The following is a 15712-nucleotide window of genomic DNA, read 5'->3' on the forward strand; positions in this document are numbered from 1 at the left end:
AGTGTGCTACTTAAAAACCGAAAAAAATGAGTTTAGGTACAAAAAGATCGAAATTAGGTACAAAAAGTAGAGCATCTAATGGCAGTGTTTCAATCCAGAATTTGCAGAACACAACCAGGCTCAAGTACACCTATAAAGGTAGCAGCTGCTATCTTACTATCCCTGCCAAAAGTGAACTCCAATCGACAATGGTTGAGTTGATTAAAAAGGGAATTGAAAAGGATCTTTATTTGGGTGTATACGATGAATCTCAATTGAAGTATAAGAAGTGGATAACCGAAAGAACTGTAGCTGAACAGCTTCAGCCAAAGTGCCAAGAATTACCCTTTGATGAGCATTTAATGCTTTGGATGGATGCAACGGACAGAAACGATTCAAAGGATGTTTATCACTACACTTATACTATGGTGAGAAATTGGGTAAGAGATGGTCGAGATGTTCAGGCAATGAGGTTGCCTGGTCTTTTAGGTTCCATGAACTATGCCGCAAAAACGTATAATAACAGACGATTTGTTTTAAATTTATTCTGCAATTGGTTAGTTAAAAGAAAATTTATTGAATATAATCCTTTTGATGATGTTGCTATCAAAAGAAGAAAGGTTGGCAAAGATCCTAAAAGAAAAAGACTAACCGATAGTGAAATAAGCAATATTTTGGTTGCAATTAAAGATGATCGATTCCAAAAGCCAAACAACCGTGGATACACCCACAGTCATTATTATTCCATTTTTTGTTTTCTGATCTTTACAGGATGTAGACCTGCTGAGGCAATTGGTTTAACGGTTAAAAAGGTGGATTTTAATAGAAAAGCTATTACCATTGACTCTGCGTTCGCAAGAACCAGGAAAGGAACATCTTTTGCCTGTAGGAGAATGAAGGGAACTAAAACCGAGGAAATTAGGGAATTGCCATTTGAGGAAAACAGTATGTTATATGCCGTACTTAAGAAAGAATGTGAAGGTAAAAAGGCAAACGATTTCGTTTTTAAAGGTCCTGACGGTCCGACATGTGACGATAGGAAAATGAATGACACGGTTTTGAAGAATGTACTGGAAGGACTGAACATACCACCACGTGTGCTTTACTGTTTTAGGCATTCCTTCTGTTCACGTTGCTTTGAACAAGGTATGGATATTAAATCTGTTCAAGCATTGACTGGGCATAGAGATGTAACAGTGTTATTAAATATCTATGCAGAGGTAACGCATAAAAAAGTATGTATACCTGAACTAAATATCGTCTGACAGTTTCAAATCCTACTAATTTGGTTTGCTCTAACGTTGTTGTTAGGGCTTTTTAGTTTATTCCCCTTTTAGTTATTACAAATAAGAAATTTATGCATAACTGAGCATATTGTAAAGACACGTTAAAACAGGTCAAAATTGTAATGTTAGTGGGACGTTTCAACCGTTTTTAAAAGAGATATTTTAGTTTTTGCCGAGAACAGGAATGGCATGTATTTGTGTTTCTTCCTGACAAGCCAAGCTTTAAGGCCGTAAGATTGACCCTTAAAGCAATCTAACCATTCAATTCGGCAACTTTTTTGTTTTATTCTGGCTTTAGCATCTTCTGGCTACTATTTATAACTAAATGAGAATATGCGAAAAAAGAACGAGCAAGTAGCTCCACCTACAGCAAACGAGCTGCAAGCAGCAGCAACACAGCTATCTAACCCTACTTCATTAACGCTACTCAGTTACTTGTACAAATCAGGTTTTGGATTACAAAGCAGCATTATCAAAGCAACAGCGTTTAGCCAATCAACAGTAAGCAAGCAACTAAAGGCGTTATTGACTGCAGGGTTGGTGTCAAAGGAAAAGTTCCGAACATGTAATATCTACAGCTTGAATCGGCCGCAATTTGTACGGTTCGGATTAGCCATTGACGTATGGTTAAAAGAAAATTAGGTGAAGGACTTACTCTGTTAGTAAGTTTAATTTGTTAGTTATTTATTTTTATTCTAATACTCATAGCCTTTATTTATTGCTAAGTACATTTAAAAAGGACTGATTTAGTCACTAAAAATTTAGTAACTAAATTATAAATAAATATAATGTATAAATTCTTGAAAAACAATTTTTTCTTCTTGATTTGCTGCCACATTTTTGCCAAGCCAAGAGTGGGGGCGCCCTCACTTTTAGCTTTAAAGCAAGTTACCTATTATGAGGTGAACGCTACTTAGCAGCTCTAAGAGGTAAATCAACAAAATTTAAGCGTAGAGATGTAATAAGCATCTCAATTTTTTTAAACCTAAAAAAAGGTAGGGGGAATGCCTTTGCCTAAAAAAATATGAAGAACATTAAGAATTTTAATAAGATGAGTAATAATAGTGAGAAGTTAGAAATTACAGTGTTTACCGACTGGTTATATTTTCAACCTCAACACTTGAGCAACTTGATTGATGTGCTTGAGTTTGTTGAGTGTACTGTGTTGTATTATCATATCAAAAGGGGCAAGCAGGAAATTTATTTATGCATCGAGGAAAAGATGGAACTGAACATTAGAGAGGATATAAAAACGAATATTAAAAAGATGAACGATGATGAAACGAAAAAACAGGTGGTTATCGTAAAAGTAAGAGGTATTGACCTGGAAGGTCATAAAGTTCAAACGGTTACTGTCAAGGAATATGCAGTTGAAATAATGGATGCAGAGTAATTTAAAAATTCAAGAAATGAAAAAGGTAAAGGAAGATACAACAGGTAAGATGATACATGTACGCTTAGCTGATTTGAATAGACTAATTGGGGTATCCGACAAAAATGGTATTAAGGTGTTGATGTACTTCGTTGACAACTACAATGCAATGATATTAATACCTGAAGAAATGTACATCAATGTGCTCAGAGATGTTACCGAAAGGAAGCTGGCAGCTTGCTTAAAATATAATGGTTTCAATGGCGCTGAGACCATTGAGTTTCTGGTGAGATTCGATGAAGAGAGAAAAGAGGAAATTCTACACGCACAGAGTTATCTGGTAACGTTGGATGATACCGTGGATACTGGAGTTAAGAATGAAGAGTTGGTTGAACCGATTGAAGTACCAGAGCATACAGACCCGCAAAAAGGCGATGGAGTTATACCAGTACCAGTGGATGTACTCGTAGACATGCAGAACGGGTTACAGTACGCTGTGGAGTTGTTGTTGACCATTGGTGAAGAGTTTTACAACAACAACTATGATGGCTTCCAATATTTAATTACGATACAGAAAAAGGTTAGGCTATTTCAAGACTTTCACATGGGTAAAGGGAAAAAGGACTGTGGAGTTTCCAACGAAGAAGAAGTGGTGGATAAGTTCAAAGACAAGATTTTCACGTCTAAAGGTGACATAAATCTGCGAACGGTAAAACAGATAGCTTTTGCAGCTGGATGGATAGACCAGACGTACATAGGGGTGATACATCTAATCTATATGTTAACGGTGAAATGATCGACCATTACGGTGGTAATGCTGCTGAAGAAGTTGCTTCAGTATATAAGTTCTGTTTATACCTAAAAAATAAAGAAGAGTACGCAGTACTGAAAAGGGCAGATATTCGACAGTATCACTATTCAGCCTGACATTATTAATTGAAAAAGATATTGATGAAACAAAAGAGTAAGCATTCAGAGCAAACACGTAACATATTTTTAGAACTAAGACGGGCAATTGAAGATGAGCTTTAAGGTGCATCTTCTAAGCATGAGAAGACTTTTAATACTTATACTGCTTGTACCAACACTTACCTTATCACAAAAAGTGACGACGACAGAGTTTGGTGGAGCTAATAACATTTATAATGATGGGATAAAACGTTACTTAATTCTATCGGTACAGAATAAAAAACACAACCAAGACACGTTCTATGTTCAGCAGGACAACGTTATTACTGATAGCTTAATGACGAGAATTTATGGTAGTAAGGTGGTGGTTGCTGATAGCAGCGTTATTGAAGAGAAGCTTAGGCAAAATGGCTCTTTTATGCTACACAAGTTGTTTCCACTGAGCTTTGATAAAGGTGTGTTTTACGTTAGCCTTGTGCTCTTTAGTGTAACAAAGACAAATGGTGAAGTTTACTTTGCAAATACAGCGACTTTCAAACTGGAATACCTATTCTATACCAGAATGAAAGCGTTTCAATTTACCAAAGGTAGAAGCTACGGTCACTAAAGCAGCGTACAACAAAGGCTTATGTTCAAGTTGGGCTGAAGGACGTATATTAACCATTGAAACAATAATTAACGGCAGTGGTGGTTTGAAGCGTTAGCTTTCCAAATAACCAACCTGCGCAAAGCCATCCACGTTGGCTGCAAAATTGTGAGACACTTTCTATCCATATTGGCAATATTTTTCACTGCTTCTTGTTTAACAGCAACCGACAAGACAATTCAAGGAAACACAAGATTTGACACGTTGCCTTTGCCTGCTGATAGTGCGACATTCTACTTCAAAATAAAAACTAACTGGCAAGACACAACACGAGATGCACTTGACACATTTGTCAATACATGGTATTCTAAGATGTTATTTGCACTAAAAGAGCCAGTTTTAAAAGATTATAAAGCTGGCAAAGAAGTTTATCGTTTCACCTGGCTGCGCACTTTTAATCATCCTGTTGTTATTAGACTTGAAAAGCAAGGAGACATTGTTCGACTGTTCAGCAAAGTAAGTGATGGTGCTGGCGGTTACGAGCCAGGAAAGATTATTTTTGACACGACCGTTAATTTAACTTCAAAGCAGATTGACACCATTAATTCCAGGCTTGATACTGCAAAGTTTTGGTTGCTTCAAACAGAAGCAAATAATAACAATGGTAACGATGGCTCAGAATGGATCATTGAAGTCTACAAAGACAAACATTATCACATGGCAGTTCGTTGGACACCAGACAAGGGAACAGCCTTTAGAAGTATTGGGGAATATCTGCTTTCTATTTTGCAAATTAAAAATGAAATGACAGGTAGAGACCAAGGGGACTATTAATTGCCAAAATCAGCTTTATGGAAGCAGGGCAGAAGAATATAAATTCAACAAACTTTATTGAACAACATCAAGCAAGTGAAGCGACAGAACATTAATTCCCTGCCTTCATAAAGCTGAAAAATGTTATAGGCAATTTTTTTCAACACATGAACTTCACCAATCGTCGATACTTCCTTACGCAAACCTTCCAGATTAAAGGAAGCTCAATACTTGTTAACAGAAAGACGCTGTTTGAAGAAGTTGAATTTGAGATTTTGTTTGAGCGGTTAGCAAGTAAGAAAAGAACAGAGGCAAAAACTAACAGTAATCTTTTCTTTACAGGAATTATCTTCTTTATAATGAATATGTTTTTCTTATCAGGCTCTATAATTGAAATGGCAGGAATTTGTATTGTGGTTGCTTTGATTTTAATTATTACATCTTTCATAGACAAAAAGAGAACGATAACAATTGCTGGCTATGACGGAAACAATATTGTACTATATTTTACAAAATCTAACAAAGGAGAAGTTTCAGGTTTTGTGGACCAATTATTCAAAGCAGCCAACGACTTCCTGCTCAATAAGTATAAGAAGATAGATAAGGCTCTTCCTACTGAACCGCAACTTGACAACATTCAGTTTCTTAGGAACAGAGAAATTATTTCGGAAGAGGAGTACGAAGCTCTTAAAGACAGGTTATATGGACGTGATAATATTTCCAACATTGGATTTGGCAACAGTAATTAAAACTGCCTATAACAAGGGTATTGATGCAAGTGTGGCATGACGTTGTTACTTCAGCTATGTGCAACCATAAGCTGTAGTTCAAGCGTAACGATTAACATTCAGCAATCGAACAAACAATGAACTTTTAACTATAAATTGAGCAGCGGTTATCAGCAGACGGAATGCTATTTACCCACCTGCACAAAGCCCTCTTCGTTGTAAGCAACTTTATGACACCACACTTGGAAAACAAACTAAAGGCTGAAATAAGAAAACTTGTTTCAAATGCAAAAGCCATCTTGACTAACCAAATTGGTTTTCCATTAGGTGTAAGCAAAATGCACACACTAATCGTTTATATCAATCAGATTGAGCCGATAACAAACATTAATTTTTCTGTTGTTAACGAATACCTGTCGAAGATTGATGGATGTCCAATAGGTTCAGAAAGACTTCAATGGGAAAAGGAAGCACTTAAAAAGCAAGATAAAATTATTGACGAAGCTACTTATTACTATAAAGATAGAATAGTGGATACTTGCTTTCACATCATTAATCTTCTTAATAATTAAAACGGAAAAGCTGCTTACAACATCAGCTTCTATGCAATAGTGGCTTAGGAACAGCGTTAAACAGAATATCTTTAATAAGCTTTAGAACAGTAGTTAAAATTAAAACATGAATACCACTACTGCATAAAGCTGAAAAACGTTGTGCGTCATGCTAAAGCGAAGAAAATTCCCCTAATCTTTATGAAAGACAGGAAAGTTGATATTGACCAAATGATGATAGATGAATGGAGACAGCTTGGTTTCTATTATGACTTTGACGACCGCCTTTCGGTAAATCAGTGGAGATTTTACGGAAGCAAACAAGGACTTTTAAACTTTGTAAAGCTGCTGGGCGATTATGTAAATAACAAAAACAACGACCAGTTTTCAGAACATGAACACTACGGACCATATATGTATCTGAAAATTATTACACTGGAGAACCAATGTGTAATAAATGAAAATGCTATTGGTGGGACAATTGAGGACTTGAAAAGACTAAGAAATCTACTTGCTGACAAAATCGAAAAAAGTTTACCTGGACAAACGTTTTCAATTGACAAAGACTTTGGAGAAGACAATACTGTCACCGCAAAATTCTTTGTTATGGCTAAAGACTTTGACCCAGTGACAATGGATGAATTAATAATGTCTGGTAGACAAAAAATAGTAAACGAGCAAAACATAAAGTAAGAGCTTTTAGGTGCTGAAAGAAGCACGAACGCACAACAGTGTGTTTATAAAATTGTGGCGGCACATTAAGCATTCAACTTTTTATCTCTATTTTGCTTGTGTGGTTATTGTAACTGACGTTTTTCAATTGCCACAACTTCATTAACACTTTAACGTTAGGCGCAAATATGGAAAACTCTTCAATTAACATCTTATAGTCTGAATGACAAGATTATTTTACTTCTTACTTATTTCTTTGTGCTGTGCGTGTAGTTCATCTACAAATTCAAATCAGGGTACAGCTCCTAAGCCTGAAACTATTTCAACAGACCATTCCATTCTTGGGGAAGAAAATGCAAGAAAGCAGTTAAATGATTGCCTAAAAGGAAAAGGTCAGCCCTTTACTTGGGACACCTTAATTAAAACTCCTGCAACTGCAATAGCCATTGCTGAACCAATATTATTTGATGTTTTTGGCAAAGAGCAGATACTCCAAGAGAAGCCTTATGAAATTTATCAGATGGAAGGATACTGGTACATTGCAGGAACGTTACCAAAGAGCTATAACAAAGGTGGAGCATTTGAAATAATTTTTAGCGCAAAAGATGGACGGATTATAAGGTTAACGCACTACAAATAACAAACATGCGCCTAACAACAGCTTGTATGCAATAGTGGCTTTAGTAATAACCTTAAACACAATATCTTTAATCAGCTTCAGCACAATGGTATACTTCATAACAATGACTACCACTACTGCATAAAGCTGAAAACCGTTAGGCGCAATTCATATGAATAAGTATTCTTCTATTAAATACCGTCCTTCAATTCTCCTAATTGTTTGCTGTCTTCTTTCTTCATGTAGGGGGTCCAAGACTAAAAGCCTCTCGTTCGAAGGGTGCCGAGCAACATATGTTGAGTACTTAGGCGGTAAAAAAGAATTGTATGCAGGTCACTTTATCACTAATGCGATGGAGTTAGAAGCTGCACAACGAAAGTTGGGTGATTGCCTTTGTGAGGAGTACTTGAAAACAAGAGACAGCACAATACGTAATAAAATTATCGAACTCTACAATGAAAAGGAAACGTACTTCACTCCTTCTACTGAAATCACTACCAATAATTTTGATTCTATTATCAAGCATAGAAAAGAGGTTTTTGACACTACGATGTTGATTGACTAACATGCGTCTAACAACAGCTTCTATGCAATAGTGGCTTTAGTAATAATTTTAAACAGAATATCTTTAATTAGCTTTAGTAAGGTGGCAAACATTAGAACAACGAATACCACCACTGCATAAAGCTGAAAAACGTTGGCTGCAACTTATGGAACCAGCCTTAAAATGCGTCTTACTGAAAAGACTTTATGCGATTACCCATTCAACTTATTATCTGCTTTTGTACTGTGACAACATTTGTTTCGTGTTCACCTAAAGCTGAGAATACTGAAGATGAACTAAGTAGACAGAATAACACTTTTGACACCTCGAAAATTGCACTGATCTCCTTCAAGCAGACTTCGAATTGGCCTTTTCCTAATGAATACATACCTACAACTCTAAATGCGCTGGAAATTATTCAGCTGGATAGCCTAATCAATTCATGCGCCCTAAGCTACAACAGTAGGCTGTCAGAGGACAATAGGGATGCTTATGGAATAAATTTTAGCAAACGTCATTACAAAAGACAGTATGTGCCAGTTCTCAATTCAAAAGGCGAAAAAGAGGTGTGGGCAAACTTCTTCTGCAAAGAATGGGAGAATTGGAAACAAGAAATTGTCTTTATAAAAGATGGTGGAAACTGTTTTTTTGAACTCAAAATTAACTTGACCACCAAGGCCTGTTCTGCGGTACATGTGAATGGTTATGCTTGACACGCTGCAACCAACATAGGCTTCATGCAATACAGGCAAAAGAATAAATTCTCAACAAAAGAATTACTATTTTGCTTCAGAAAGCGTATGAGGCAACAGAACATAAATTTCCTGTACTGCATGAAGCCATTTCAACGTTAGCTGATATGTTAGGAGAGAGGTGGTAAGCCCGAAAACTATTTGATGAAGGAAAAATTTACTGTCTTTTTTATGGTTGTCCTTATTGTAGGTATAGCCGTCTACTTTAGTTATACAAATGGATGGTACGAGTTTCGGAGAAACACTGATACTCCTAAAGAATTTTTAAACCCGACAAGTACAAGTAAAGAAAATTATAGTAGAGACAGCATAGAGATAAACAATCAGGTTAAAACGCTGATAGCAAGACACAAAGATTTTTTTTATAGTAAAGAGTACTTTGAAGGAACTAACATACTTATTGACACCATCGTTTATAGCCCCCGTTTAGACAAATTAGCCGTTTTAGTAATCACAAAAAATCCAGCATCACGACAGTTGCAGCCAGCCAAGGACAAGCATTATTATTATAACGGGACAAGTTACTTAGGTGTTAGAAAAGGCGATACAATAAGTCTAAGTTGGCTTGGCCCCGTTTTTACTAATTCAATGGACAAAAGTGAATTATCTAATGAGCTAAGAGAGGCTTGCTTCAGAACTTTTGTTTCTAAAGACACCACTAAAGAATATTCTTATAAGTACAATCTTAACGACATACGGTTTTGGACAAGCAGCGTATGGCGGTTAATTGATGAAACAAATTAAAACAGAAGAATCAAAAGACGACAAAGTGAAATTCCCTGAAAATGGTTTACGAACCCATTTTATAGAAAACACATCAGCTAACAACAGCTTTATGCAATAGTGGCTTTAGGAATACTTTAAACAGAATATCTTTAATGAGCTTTAGAAAGTAGTCAGACGGTGAAGCGAATGAACACCACTACTGCATAAAGCTGAAAACCGTGACTTGCAAGCACAATGACAACTCGGTACTTAATTATCTTCTTCTTACTTGTAGCTTCTTGTAATTCTGGTAGGGACACAAATTCTTTAGGTAAACCCACATCTTTTGAAGCACCAGAGCTTTCTGTTGCCTGTTCGAAAGTCATCAAGACATTACGTAATGAATTTCATGGAGTTGCGATTATAAGCACTGCTGGTAACATCGAGAAAGACAGCCTTATATCACACCTTAATCGCCTTAAGTCGTATGGCGTGGTAGAGAACAGCGGGTTTGAGACATTCGTCAAGAGATGTAATAATTTGAGGTTTGTTACTTGGAAGTCAAATAACCGTGAACAGATTATAACACGGATAGAGAAAGTAACTTACAAAACTGATGTAAGTGGAAATACAATTAAAGTAACAGACTTTGACGTTTATTCTACTAACAAACCAAATCATTTTGCATTGAGAATAATCAACGACTACCAATTTGAATATTTAATACTGGACCATGAGAAATACACAAGAGTATCAGAAAGTGTTTTAGTAGGAGTTGATGAAGCAATGGCGGGCTTAGATGCGACCAGGAATGCCTGCAAGTAACAATAGCTTATATGCAATAGTGGCTTTAGGGCCTGCCTTCATAAAGGTGTAAACGTTGTGCGTCATTTTACAGGGACTCCAATTTCAAAGAATGGTAAGACTCAAATTAACTTTTTTATTTTTCATCGGATTGCTTTTTAGTAACTGTTGGGAACAACTGTGGGGCGACAATGACCTGGGTGATAATTTCTCATTACTGGAAGGCGATAGAACTGAAGACAGGATAATAGTATACTGTAGTGGACGAAGTGCTGGTGCTTGTATGGCTGGTACCCCTATCGTACCTGTTTACTCAAGGCACATGGACAGCGAAGGACAGTATGCGGAATATGTAGAAACCGCTAACTCAAATGACAATTTTATTATTGCCAAGACTGTACAGCTAAAGGACAAAAGAACAAACTATTGGATTATCACAAAAGGTTACGGTATTGACAATTGCGACAAGATAAACTGTGACAGTATTATTCAATCTCATGTCCTTGGACCTCTGGACCAAAACCAGTTTCAAAAAGAGGCTTCCAAACTTAAAATAAATTTAAGGTTTCAATAACTGCGTGACAAAAACGAACGCACAACAGCAGCTTCTATGCAATAGTGGCTTGAGGAATAACTCTAAACAAAAAGCTAAAAAACGTTAGCCGCAACTGATGAAGCAGATAATCATTACAACTCTTTTCTTAATAATCGGACTTGCTGCATTCAGTCAGAAAGACTCCGTTCGTGGAAAGCAATTTCACCTAAAAGGCAAGTTAACAGAGACGGTTCAGATTACACCATCTTGTGGTTATATCGCTTTTGGAACCGTTGTAGAATTTGAAGTGAAAGACCTTTTAGGCATGCGGTACAAAAATAAAAACATAGGAATTATTGTTACCTGTCCAGACATGTATAAAGAGGGATTTTTTAAAAAAGGGAAAATGTATGAGGTATCGTTTTCCGACACCAATCCAGCAGACTTCGGGTGGACTGTTGGGAATAGAAATCTGCTGAAAAAGAATGGTCTTGCTTTTGACCCCTATGTAGTATCCCTGAAAAGAATACAGTGATGCGGCTAACAAAGGCTTCTGTGCAAGTCGGGCTGAAGGAAGTATATTTAAACTGTAAAACAATCATTAACGGTATTGGTGGTGTGAGGTTCGGGCGTACTGTACAACTTTACCATCCACAGCTCCCCTAAGCCCGCTTAGCCCCTTCAAATGACATGTTTAACCTTGGTGATGCTGGGAAGTTATAACCGTATTTTCTTTGGATGTTGAGCGACATGTTGAGCACGCCAGAGTCTTGCCTAATCCTGCACCTTCCCCAGCTTTAAAACTGTACAATCCACAATCTCCACCAGACCAATAGACAGAAGGAAGCAGAACAGTTATTCGAATAGCTGTGAGGAGCGTCTGGCTGGCCCTTTGGTTGACTCTGGTCACGGTATCATCTTCAACCTTTACAAGTCATGCAAGCCTTTATGGCCCTTGATCTAAATGGTGAACTGAGCTTAATCTTGGGTATTACCAACGGTAACCTGATGTCTCTGGCTGCTTCCCGTAGAACAGGTCCAGTACCAGCAGCGAGCTGAAATGGTAGCAAATCTCCAATGTTTGGTAAATGATCATTGGTAAATGAGTAATAACTTCAGTAGTCCAGTGGAGAAAGTAATATGTGCTTTACCTGAAAGGTTATCTTCACTTCAAACGTTAATGAGTAACAGCAAGCTATGATCAAACAACTGAAGTTTACCTGTATCACTTCTACAGTTCTAATATTAGCTTTTATTGTGACACGTGCTAATGCTTGCTCATGCTTGGGGAAAGAAAAGCAAACGCTTTCGGTCACAGGCGATAGACAAGTTGATACTTATTCAATTGATAGTTTATTCAAGAGAGTTCCTGAGCTTACTATCGAAACTACACTGCCTGATAGTGTTTTTTCCAGTTATTTCAAAATAATTAGGCTTGAGCAAAGTGACGGAATTACGCTACGTGCAGACTCCACTTTTGAAAGTGTTATTAGAAGTTCTTTTTCTAAAAGCGGTAAATGGCGAATTGACAAGAGAGAGAAGCAGATCGTTTTCAATTCTAACCAAAAGAAACAAGAACGGTTTTATGTTGTTAAGTACTGGGGTTGGCTTTACTTAGTTCGTCCGCAGGAAATAAGAGATTTTGTTAATCGCTTTAACGTTAGTAGAAAAAAACATAAAAACGCAAAACCCTTTGAACTGGAAACAGGGGGCAAGCTATACACATGGGAGTTCTTGGTAGCTTCTGATTTAGCTAATAAAACTTACGTCATGAATTGGTCGGATGATTATTAACAACACCCAACCCAAACCTACCGTTGACGTAGCTAAAATAAATATTTATACTTTGACGGCATCTGTGGTTCCCAATATAAAGAAAGCTTGGAATAGCCTTTACAGCTCTTTCAATCATGCTATCTCGTGCTGCAACGACAACTACCAGCAAACCACGGAACCTGTCCTCACCAAAGCCCATCAAAATGCGAAGCTAACCTTATCAAACGAGCAGGGTTATCCTGCAATTTTCATACGGCCCGTATCGTTATAGAAGTGCACAAGTTTCAAGGTTCGACTGGACAGGAAAGTTGCATACAGCATCAGTCGTTGTGATTCGACCTTTGACCGATTATATTTAAACAGTAAATATACACCAACAGTATCCATTCATCGAATACGCAACATTCAGTAAGCGGAAACCGTCGTCAGTCATACTAAACTGACACCTCACCATATGAAAAACTTAACGCTAACTGCTTTTTTTTTCTTACATGTCTCGCTGGACAATCGCAGACAAAGAATTTTCTTGACCAGCCTTATTTAGAGGTTACTGGAAGTGCAGACACATTGGTAACACCGAATGAAATCTTAATCAAAATTTTCATTTCGGAGAAAGATAGGAAGGACAAAACATCAGTTGAACAATTAGAAATAAAAATGTTCAACACCCTTAAGACATTAGGTATAGACGTTGAAAACAACTTAACGACAAGCGACATGTCGAGCAATTTCAAATTCTACTTTTTAAAAAGTAAGGATGTAATTAAGACAAAACAGTATCTTTTAAAAGTAGGTGATGCTGTGACAGCCAGCAAAGTGTTCATCCAACTCGAAGATTTAGGCATTTCAAATACATCTATTGACCATGTTGACCACTCGGAATTGGAGAACATAAGAAATATTATCCGAACTAAAGCGGTGGCTAATGCAAGAACAAGAGCATTGGCCTTAATAAAACCATTAAATCAGAATATCGGACCCGCTATTCATATTGCTGACAATGAAGCATACAATGTAAACCAACAGCTTCAAGGACGAGTAGCAGGAGTTGTTGTGACAGGATATTCGATAAGAGGAAAAGCTTCTGATGAATTACCAAAAATTGAGTTTGAAAAGATTAACGTCACTACGAACATCAATGTGAAGTTCATTCTTAAACCATAAGCACCAATGCACAGCATGCCGCTTTGTAGAAATTGGACGGAAGGCAGCATATTCAACAGTAAAAAGAGCCAATTGTTATTTTACCTTCCACAATAGAAATTACTAATAAACAATTATATGAGAAAAGTATTTTTTTTAATAGTCCAAACACTGCTTTTTAATACTTGCTACAGCCAGCATCAAGAAGATTTAAAAATTTTGTGGCCTGAAGAATTTAAATGGAAATTGGCGTTAAACCAAGAGGACTCATTTTCGCATACAATTACTTTGATTCCTGAAAATGAAAGCTTAACAAAGTGGACCGTTTTAGGGCAGATGATGGCAATTAAAAATAATTTTAAAGCAAACAATATAGATCAGGTTGTCAGTACATTTACGCAAGCGTCACTACAAGAATCTCCGAAAGCAAAATACTTGGTTTTAGAAAAAGATGAAACGACAAAGAATTTTTGGGCAATTTTTAAAGTTGAGACCCCTAACTATCCAAACGACCCTATCCCTGAGTCGCAACTGTGGTATGCAATACAAGGAAACTCTACTTTATACGTGAATTTTGTTGCAATCAAGGAAAAGACGTTAAGCAAAGCATTTGTTGAAAAGTGGATAAAGGTTTTTAAAAGCAGTCACCTGATCAACAAATAATTATCTTTCAATATCATTTTGCAGTGTTTCTATTGTAAATAGTAAAGCTTTCAAAAGATGATTTGCTTTTGTGGTCAATTGAACTCGACGTTTTTTTAATTGCCACCACTTCATAGACTCTGTAACGTTGTCACAGACGTGTTTGCCAAACAACTGGTTATAGGAAAAAAAATCTTGATGTATTTGATTGACGATACGGAAGCAAGTCTTTTAATTGATGACTTTACACAAAATAAATCGATTCAGATTACTAAAGTTGCTGGTAATAGACTAAATCTTTTTGTAGATACTTTTGAATTCCCTGAAAGAGATTGCTCCATAGAAAGTTTAAGAAAAGTTAGTTTTCAATTTGCTTATCATGAGAGACAATTCTACATACGTTTGAAAGGATCTATTAACAAAGGAGACACCATTTATTTCTTGTTTGAAAATGGTAAAGTAATCGAAAAGACTATAACTAAGGCTCTTCCTTTTCATAGGGCAGAATACGCAGAAGCAGTTCAAATAAGTGTCGAAGAAACAAAAGTATTTGCCACTACTTTATTAAAAAAATGGAAGGTAACAACGAGCCGAACGAATACTTTCATTATCGGTGGATTTATTGATAACAAATACCTGGAACAATACCCAACCAGTGAGGAAGGCCAATATCTTTTATTGCTTACTGCACGACAATTAATCAAACAGGTAATTTTTCATTATCCTAACTTGGAATATCAACAGCTACTGGGGTAAAGCTTGAGAACCAAACTAAGAAATGACTACAATAGAACTTTACACCTATATCAAAGCTCCAATTACCGTTTGCTTCAACCTCTCCAGAAGTGCTGAACTTCATATGATTTCCACTTCAAAAACAGATGAAAAAGTCATTGCAGGAAGATCATCAGGTTTATTTGAAAAGGGTGATACTGTTACCTGGAAAGCAAGACATTTCGGGGTATACCACACCCTGCAAATGGAAATATCGGCTTTGTCATTTCCTTACAGCTTTGAAGATAGAATGGTCAGGGGTCCTTTTAAATCCATTTGTCACAACCATCATTTTCAGGAAGCGAATGGACTAACGGTAATGAAGGACGTATTCCAGTACGAAGTTCCTTTTAGCTTGTTTGGTCAATTGTTCAACCAAATGATTTTAAGGAAGCACATGAGAAATCTGCTTGAAGAAAGGAACAGAACGATAAAGGAATATGCTGAGTCGAATAGATGGAGAGAGGTATTACCTGTTTAATTCCTTGTCTTTAAATCTTATTAAAAAGCCTTATAGATCGC

22 protein-coding genes and 1 pseudogene are annotated in these 15712 nt (G+C 36.7%); all 23 read left to right on the top strand.

All coding sequences use genetic code 11. The annotated features are described in order from the left end of the window. Positions 1–188: 188 nt before the first annotated feature. The gene (locus tag SAE01_RS18105; RefSeq protein ID WP_170234201.1) at positions 189–1244 is read left to right on the top strand and encodes a tyrosine-type recombinase/integrase; all 1056 of its coding nucleotides are present in this window, start codon (positions 189–191) and stop codon (positions 1242–1244) included. Positions 1245–1598: 354 nt separating this feature from the next. After that, positions 1599–1907, top strand: a complete 309-nt coding sequence (locus tag SAE01_RS18110) for a winged helix-turn-helix domain-containing protein (protein WP_147205210.1) — start codon at positions 1599–1601, stop codon at positions 1905–1907. A gap of 382 nt (positions 1908–2289) precedes the next feature. Continuing rightward, positions 2290–2658: a hypothetical protein gene (locus SAE01_RS18115; RefSeq protein WP_147205211.1), complete on the top strand. Its 369-nt coding sequence runs from the start codon at positions 2290–2292 to the stop codon at positions 2656–2658. Positions 2659–2674: 16 nt separating this feature from the next. Then, a complete protein-coding gene (locus tag SAE01_RS18120; protein WP_147205212.1) occupies positions 2675–3433 on the top strand; it encodes a hypothetical protein in 759 nt (252 codons plus the stop codon). Continuing rightward, positions 3430–3564, top strand: coding sequence for a hypothetical protein (locus SAE01_RS25095; RefSeq protein WP_262713375.1), 135 nt, complete (start codon positions 3430–3432; stop codon positions 3562–3564). Before SAE01_RS18120 ends, SAE01_RS25095 begins: the two co-directional genes overlap by 4 nt. Before the next feature lie 121 nt (positions 3565–3685). Then, a complete protein-coding gene (locus SAE01_RS18125) occupies positions 3686–4153 on the top strand; it encodes a hypothetical protein (RefSeq protein ID WP_147205213.1) in 468 nt (155 codons plus the stop codon). Between the two features lie 147 nt (positions 4154–4300). Then, entirely contained in the window at positions 4301–4966 is a 666-nt protein-coding gene (locus SAE01_RS18130) for a hypothetical protein (protein ID WP_147205214.1), read from the top strand. Positions 4967–5112: 146 nt separating this feature from the next. Further along, entirely contained in the window at positions 5113–5694 is a 582-nt protein-coding gene (locus tag SAE01_RS18135) for a hypothetical protein (protein WP_147205215.1), read from the top strand. A gap of 209 nt (positions 5695–5903) precedes the next feature. Further along, entirely contained in the window at positions 5904–6245 is a 342-nt protein-coding gene (locus tag SAE01_RS18140; RefSeq protein WP_147205216.1) for a hypothetical protein, read from the top strand. Positions 6246–6425: 180 nt separating this feature from the next. Continuing rightward, entirely contained in the window at positions 6426–6917 is a 492-nt protein-coding gene (locus SAE01_RS18145) for a hypothetical protein (RefSeq protein ID WP_147205217.1), read from the top strand. Between the two features lie 202 nt (positions 6918–7119). Further along, positions 7120–7536 carry an NTF2 fold immunity protein gene (locus SAE01_RS18150; protein ID WP_147205218.1) on the top strand — a complete coding sequence of 139 codons (417 nt, stop codon included), beginning with the start codon at positions 7120–7122 and terminating at the stop codon, positions 7534–7536. A 331-nt stretch (positions 7537–7867) separates the two neighbouring features. Next, positions 7868–8080, top strand: a complete 213-nt coding sequence (locus SAE01_RS18155; protein WP_147205219.1) for a hypothetical protein — start codon at positions 7868–7870, stop codon at positions 8078–8080. 224 nt (positions 8081–8304) lie between these two features. Then, positions 8305–8772 carry a hypothetical protein gene (locus SAE01_RS18160; RefSeq protein ID WP_218029191.1) on the top strand — a complete coding sequence of 156 codons (468 nt, stop codon included), beginning with the start codon at positions 8305–8307 and terminating at the stop codon, positions 8770–8772. 183 nt (positions 8773–8955) lie between these two features. Beyond that, positions 8956–9555, top strand: a complete 600-nt coding sequence (locus SAE01_RS18165) for a hypothetical protein (RefSeq protein WP_147205221.1) — start codon at positions 8956–8958, stop codon at positions 9553–9555. Between the two features lie 216 nt (positions 9556–9771). Beyond that, positions 9772–10341 carry a hypothetical protein gene (locus SAE01_RS18170; RefSeq protein ID WP_147205222.1) on the top strand — a complete coding sequence of 190 codons (570 nt, stop codon included), beginning with the start codon at positions 9772–9774 and terminating at the stop codon, positions 10339–10341. A gap of 91 nt (positions 10342–10432) precedes the next feature. After that, the gene (locus SAE01_RS18175) at positions 10433–10894 is read left to right on the top strand and encodes a DUF3997 domain-containing protein (protein WP_147205223.1); all 462 of its coding nucleotides are present in this window, start codon (positions 10433–10435) and stop codon (positions 10892–10894) included. Between the two features lie 97 nt (positions 10895–10991). Beyond that, complete coding sequence (locus SAE01_RS18180) at positions 10992–11390, top strand: hypothetical protein (RefSeq protein WP_147205224.1); 399 nt, start codon at positions 10992–10994, stop codon at positions 11388–11390. Positions 11391–12052: 662 nt separating this feature from the next. After that, on the top strand, positions 12053–12649 hold the full coding sequence (locus SAE01_RS18185) for a hypothetical protein (protein WP_147205225.1): 597 nt from the start codon (positions 12053–12055) through the stop codon (positions 12647–12649). Continuing rightward, the gene (locus SAE01_RS18190) at positions 12639–12902 is read left to right on the top strand and encodes a hypothetical protein (protein WP_147205226.1); all 264 of its coding nucleotides are present in this window, start codon (positions 12639–12641) and stop codon (positions 12900–12902) included. Before SAE01_RS18185 ends, SAE01_RS18190 begins: the two co-directional genes overlap by 11 nt. A 281-nt stretch (positions 12903–13183) precedes the next feature. After that, positions 13184–13795, top strand: a pseudogene (locus SAE01_RS18195) (SIMPL domain-containing protein); the annotation flags it as partial. Positions 13796–13912: 117 nt separating this feature from the next. Continuing rightward, positions 13913–14437: a hypothetical protein gene (locus SAE01_RS18200; RefSeq protein WP_147205228.1), complete on the top strand. Its 525-nt coding sequence runs from the start codon at positions 13913–13915 to the stop codon at positions 14435–14437. A gap of 177 nt (positions 14438–14614) precedes the next feature. Then, positions 14615–15172: a hypothetical protein gene (locus SAE01_RS18205; RefSeq protein WP_147205229.1), complete on the top strand. Its 558-nt coding sequence runs from the start codon at positions 14615–14617 to the stop codon at positions 15170–15172. A 22-nt stretch (positions 15173–15194) separates the two neighbouring features. Further along, positions 15195–15671, top strand: coding sequence for an SRPBCC family protein (locus tag SAE01_RS18210; RefSeq protein ID WP_147205230.1), 477 nt, complete (start codon positions 15195–15197; stop codon positions 15669–15671). Positions 15672–15712: the final 41 nt, after the last annotated feature.

Source organism: Segetibacter aerophilus (genome assembly GCF_007991655.1).
Lineage (GTDB): Bacteria > Bacteroidota > Bacteroidia > Chitinophagales > Chitinophagaceae > Segetibacter > Segetibacter aerophilus.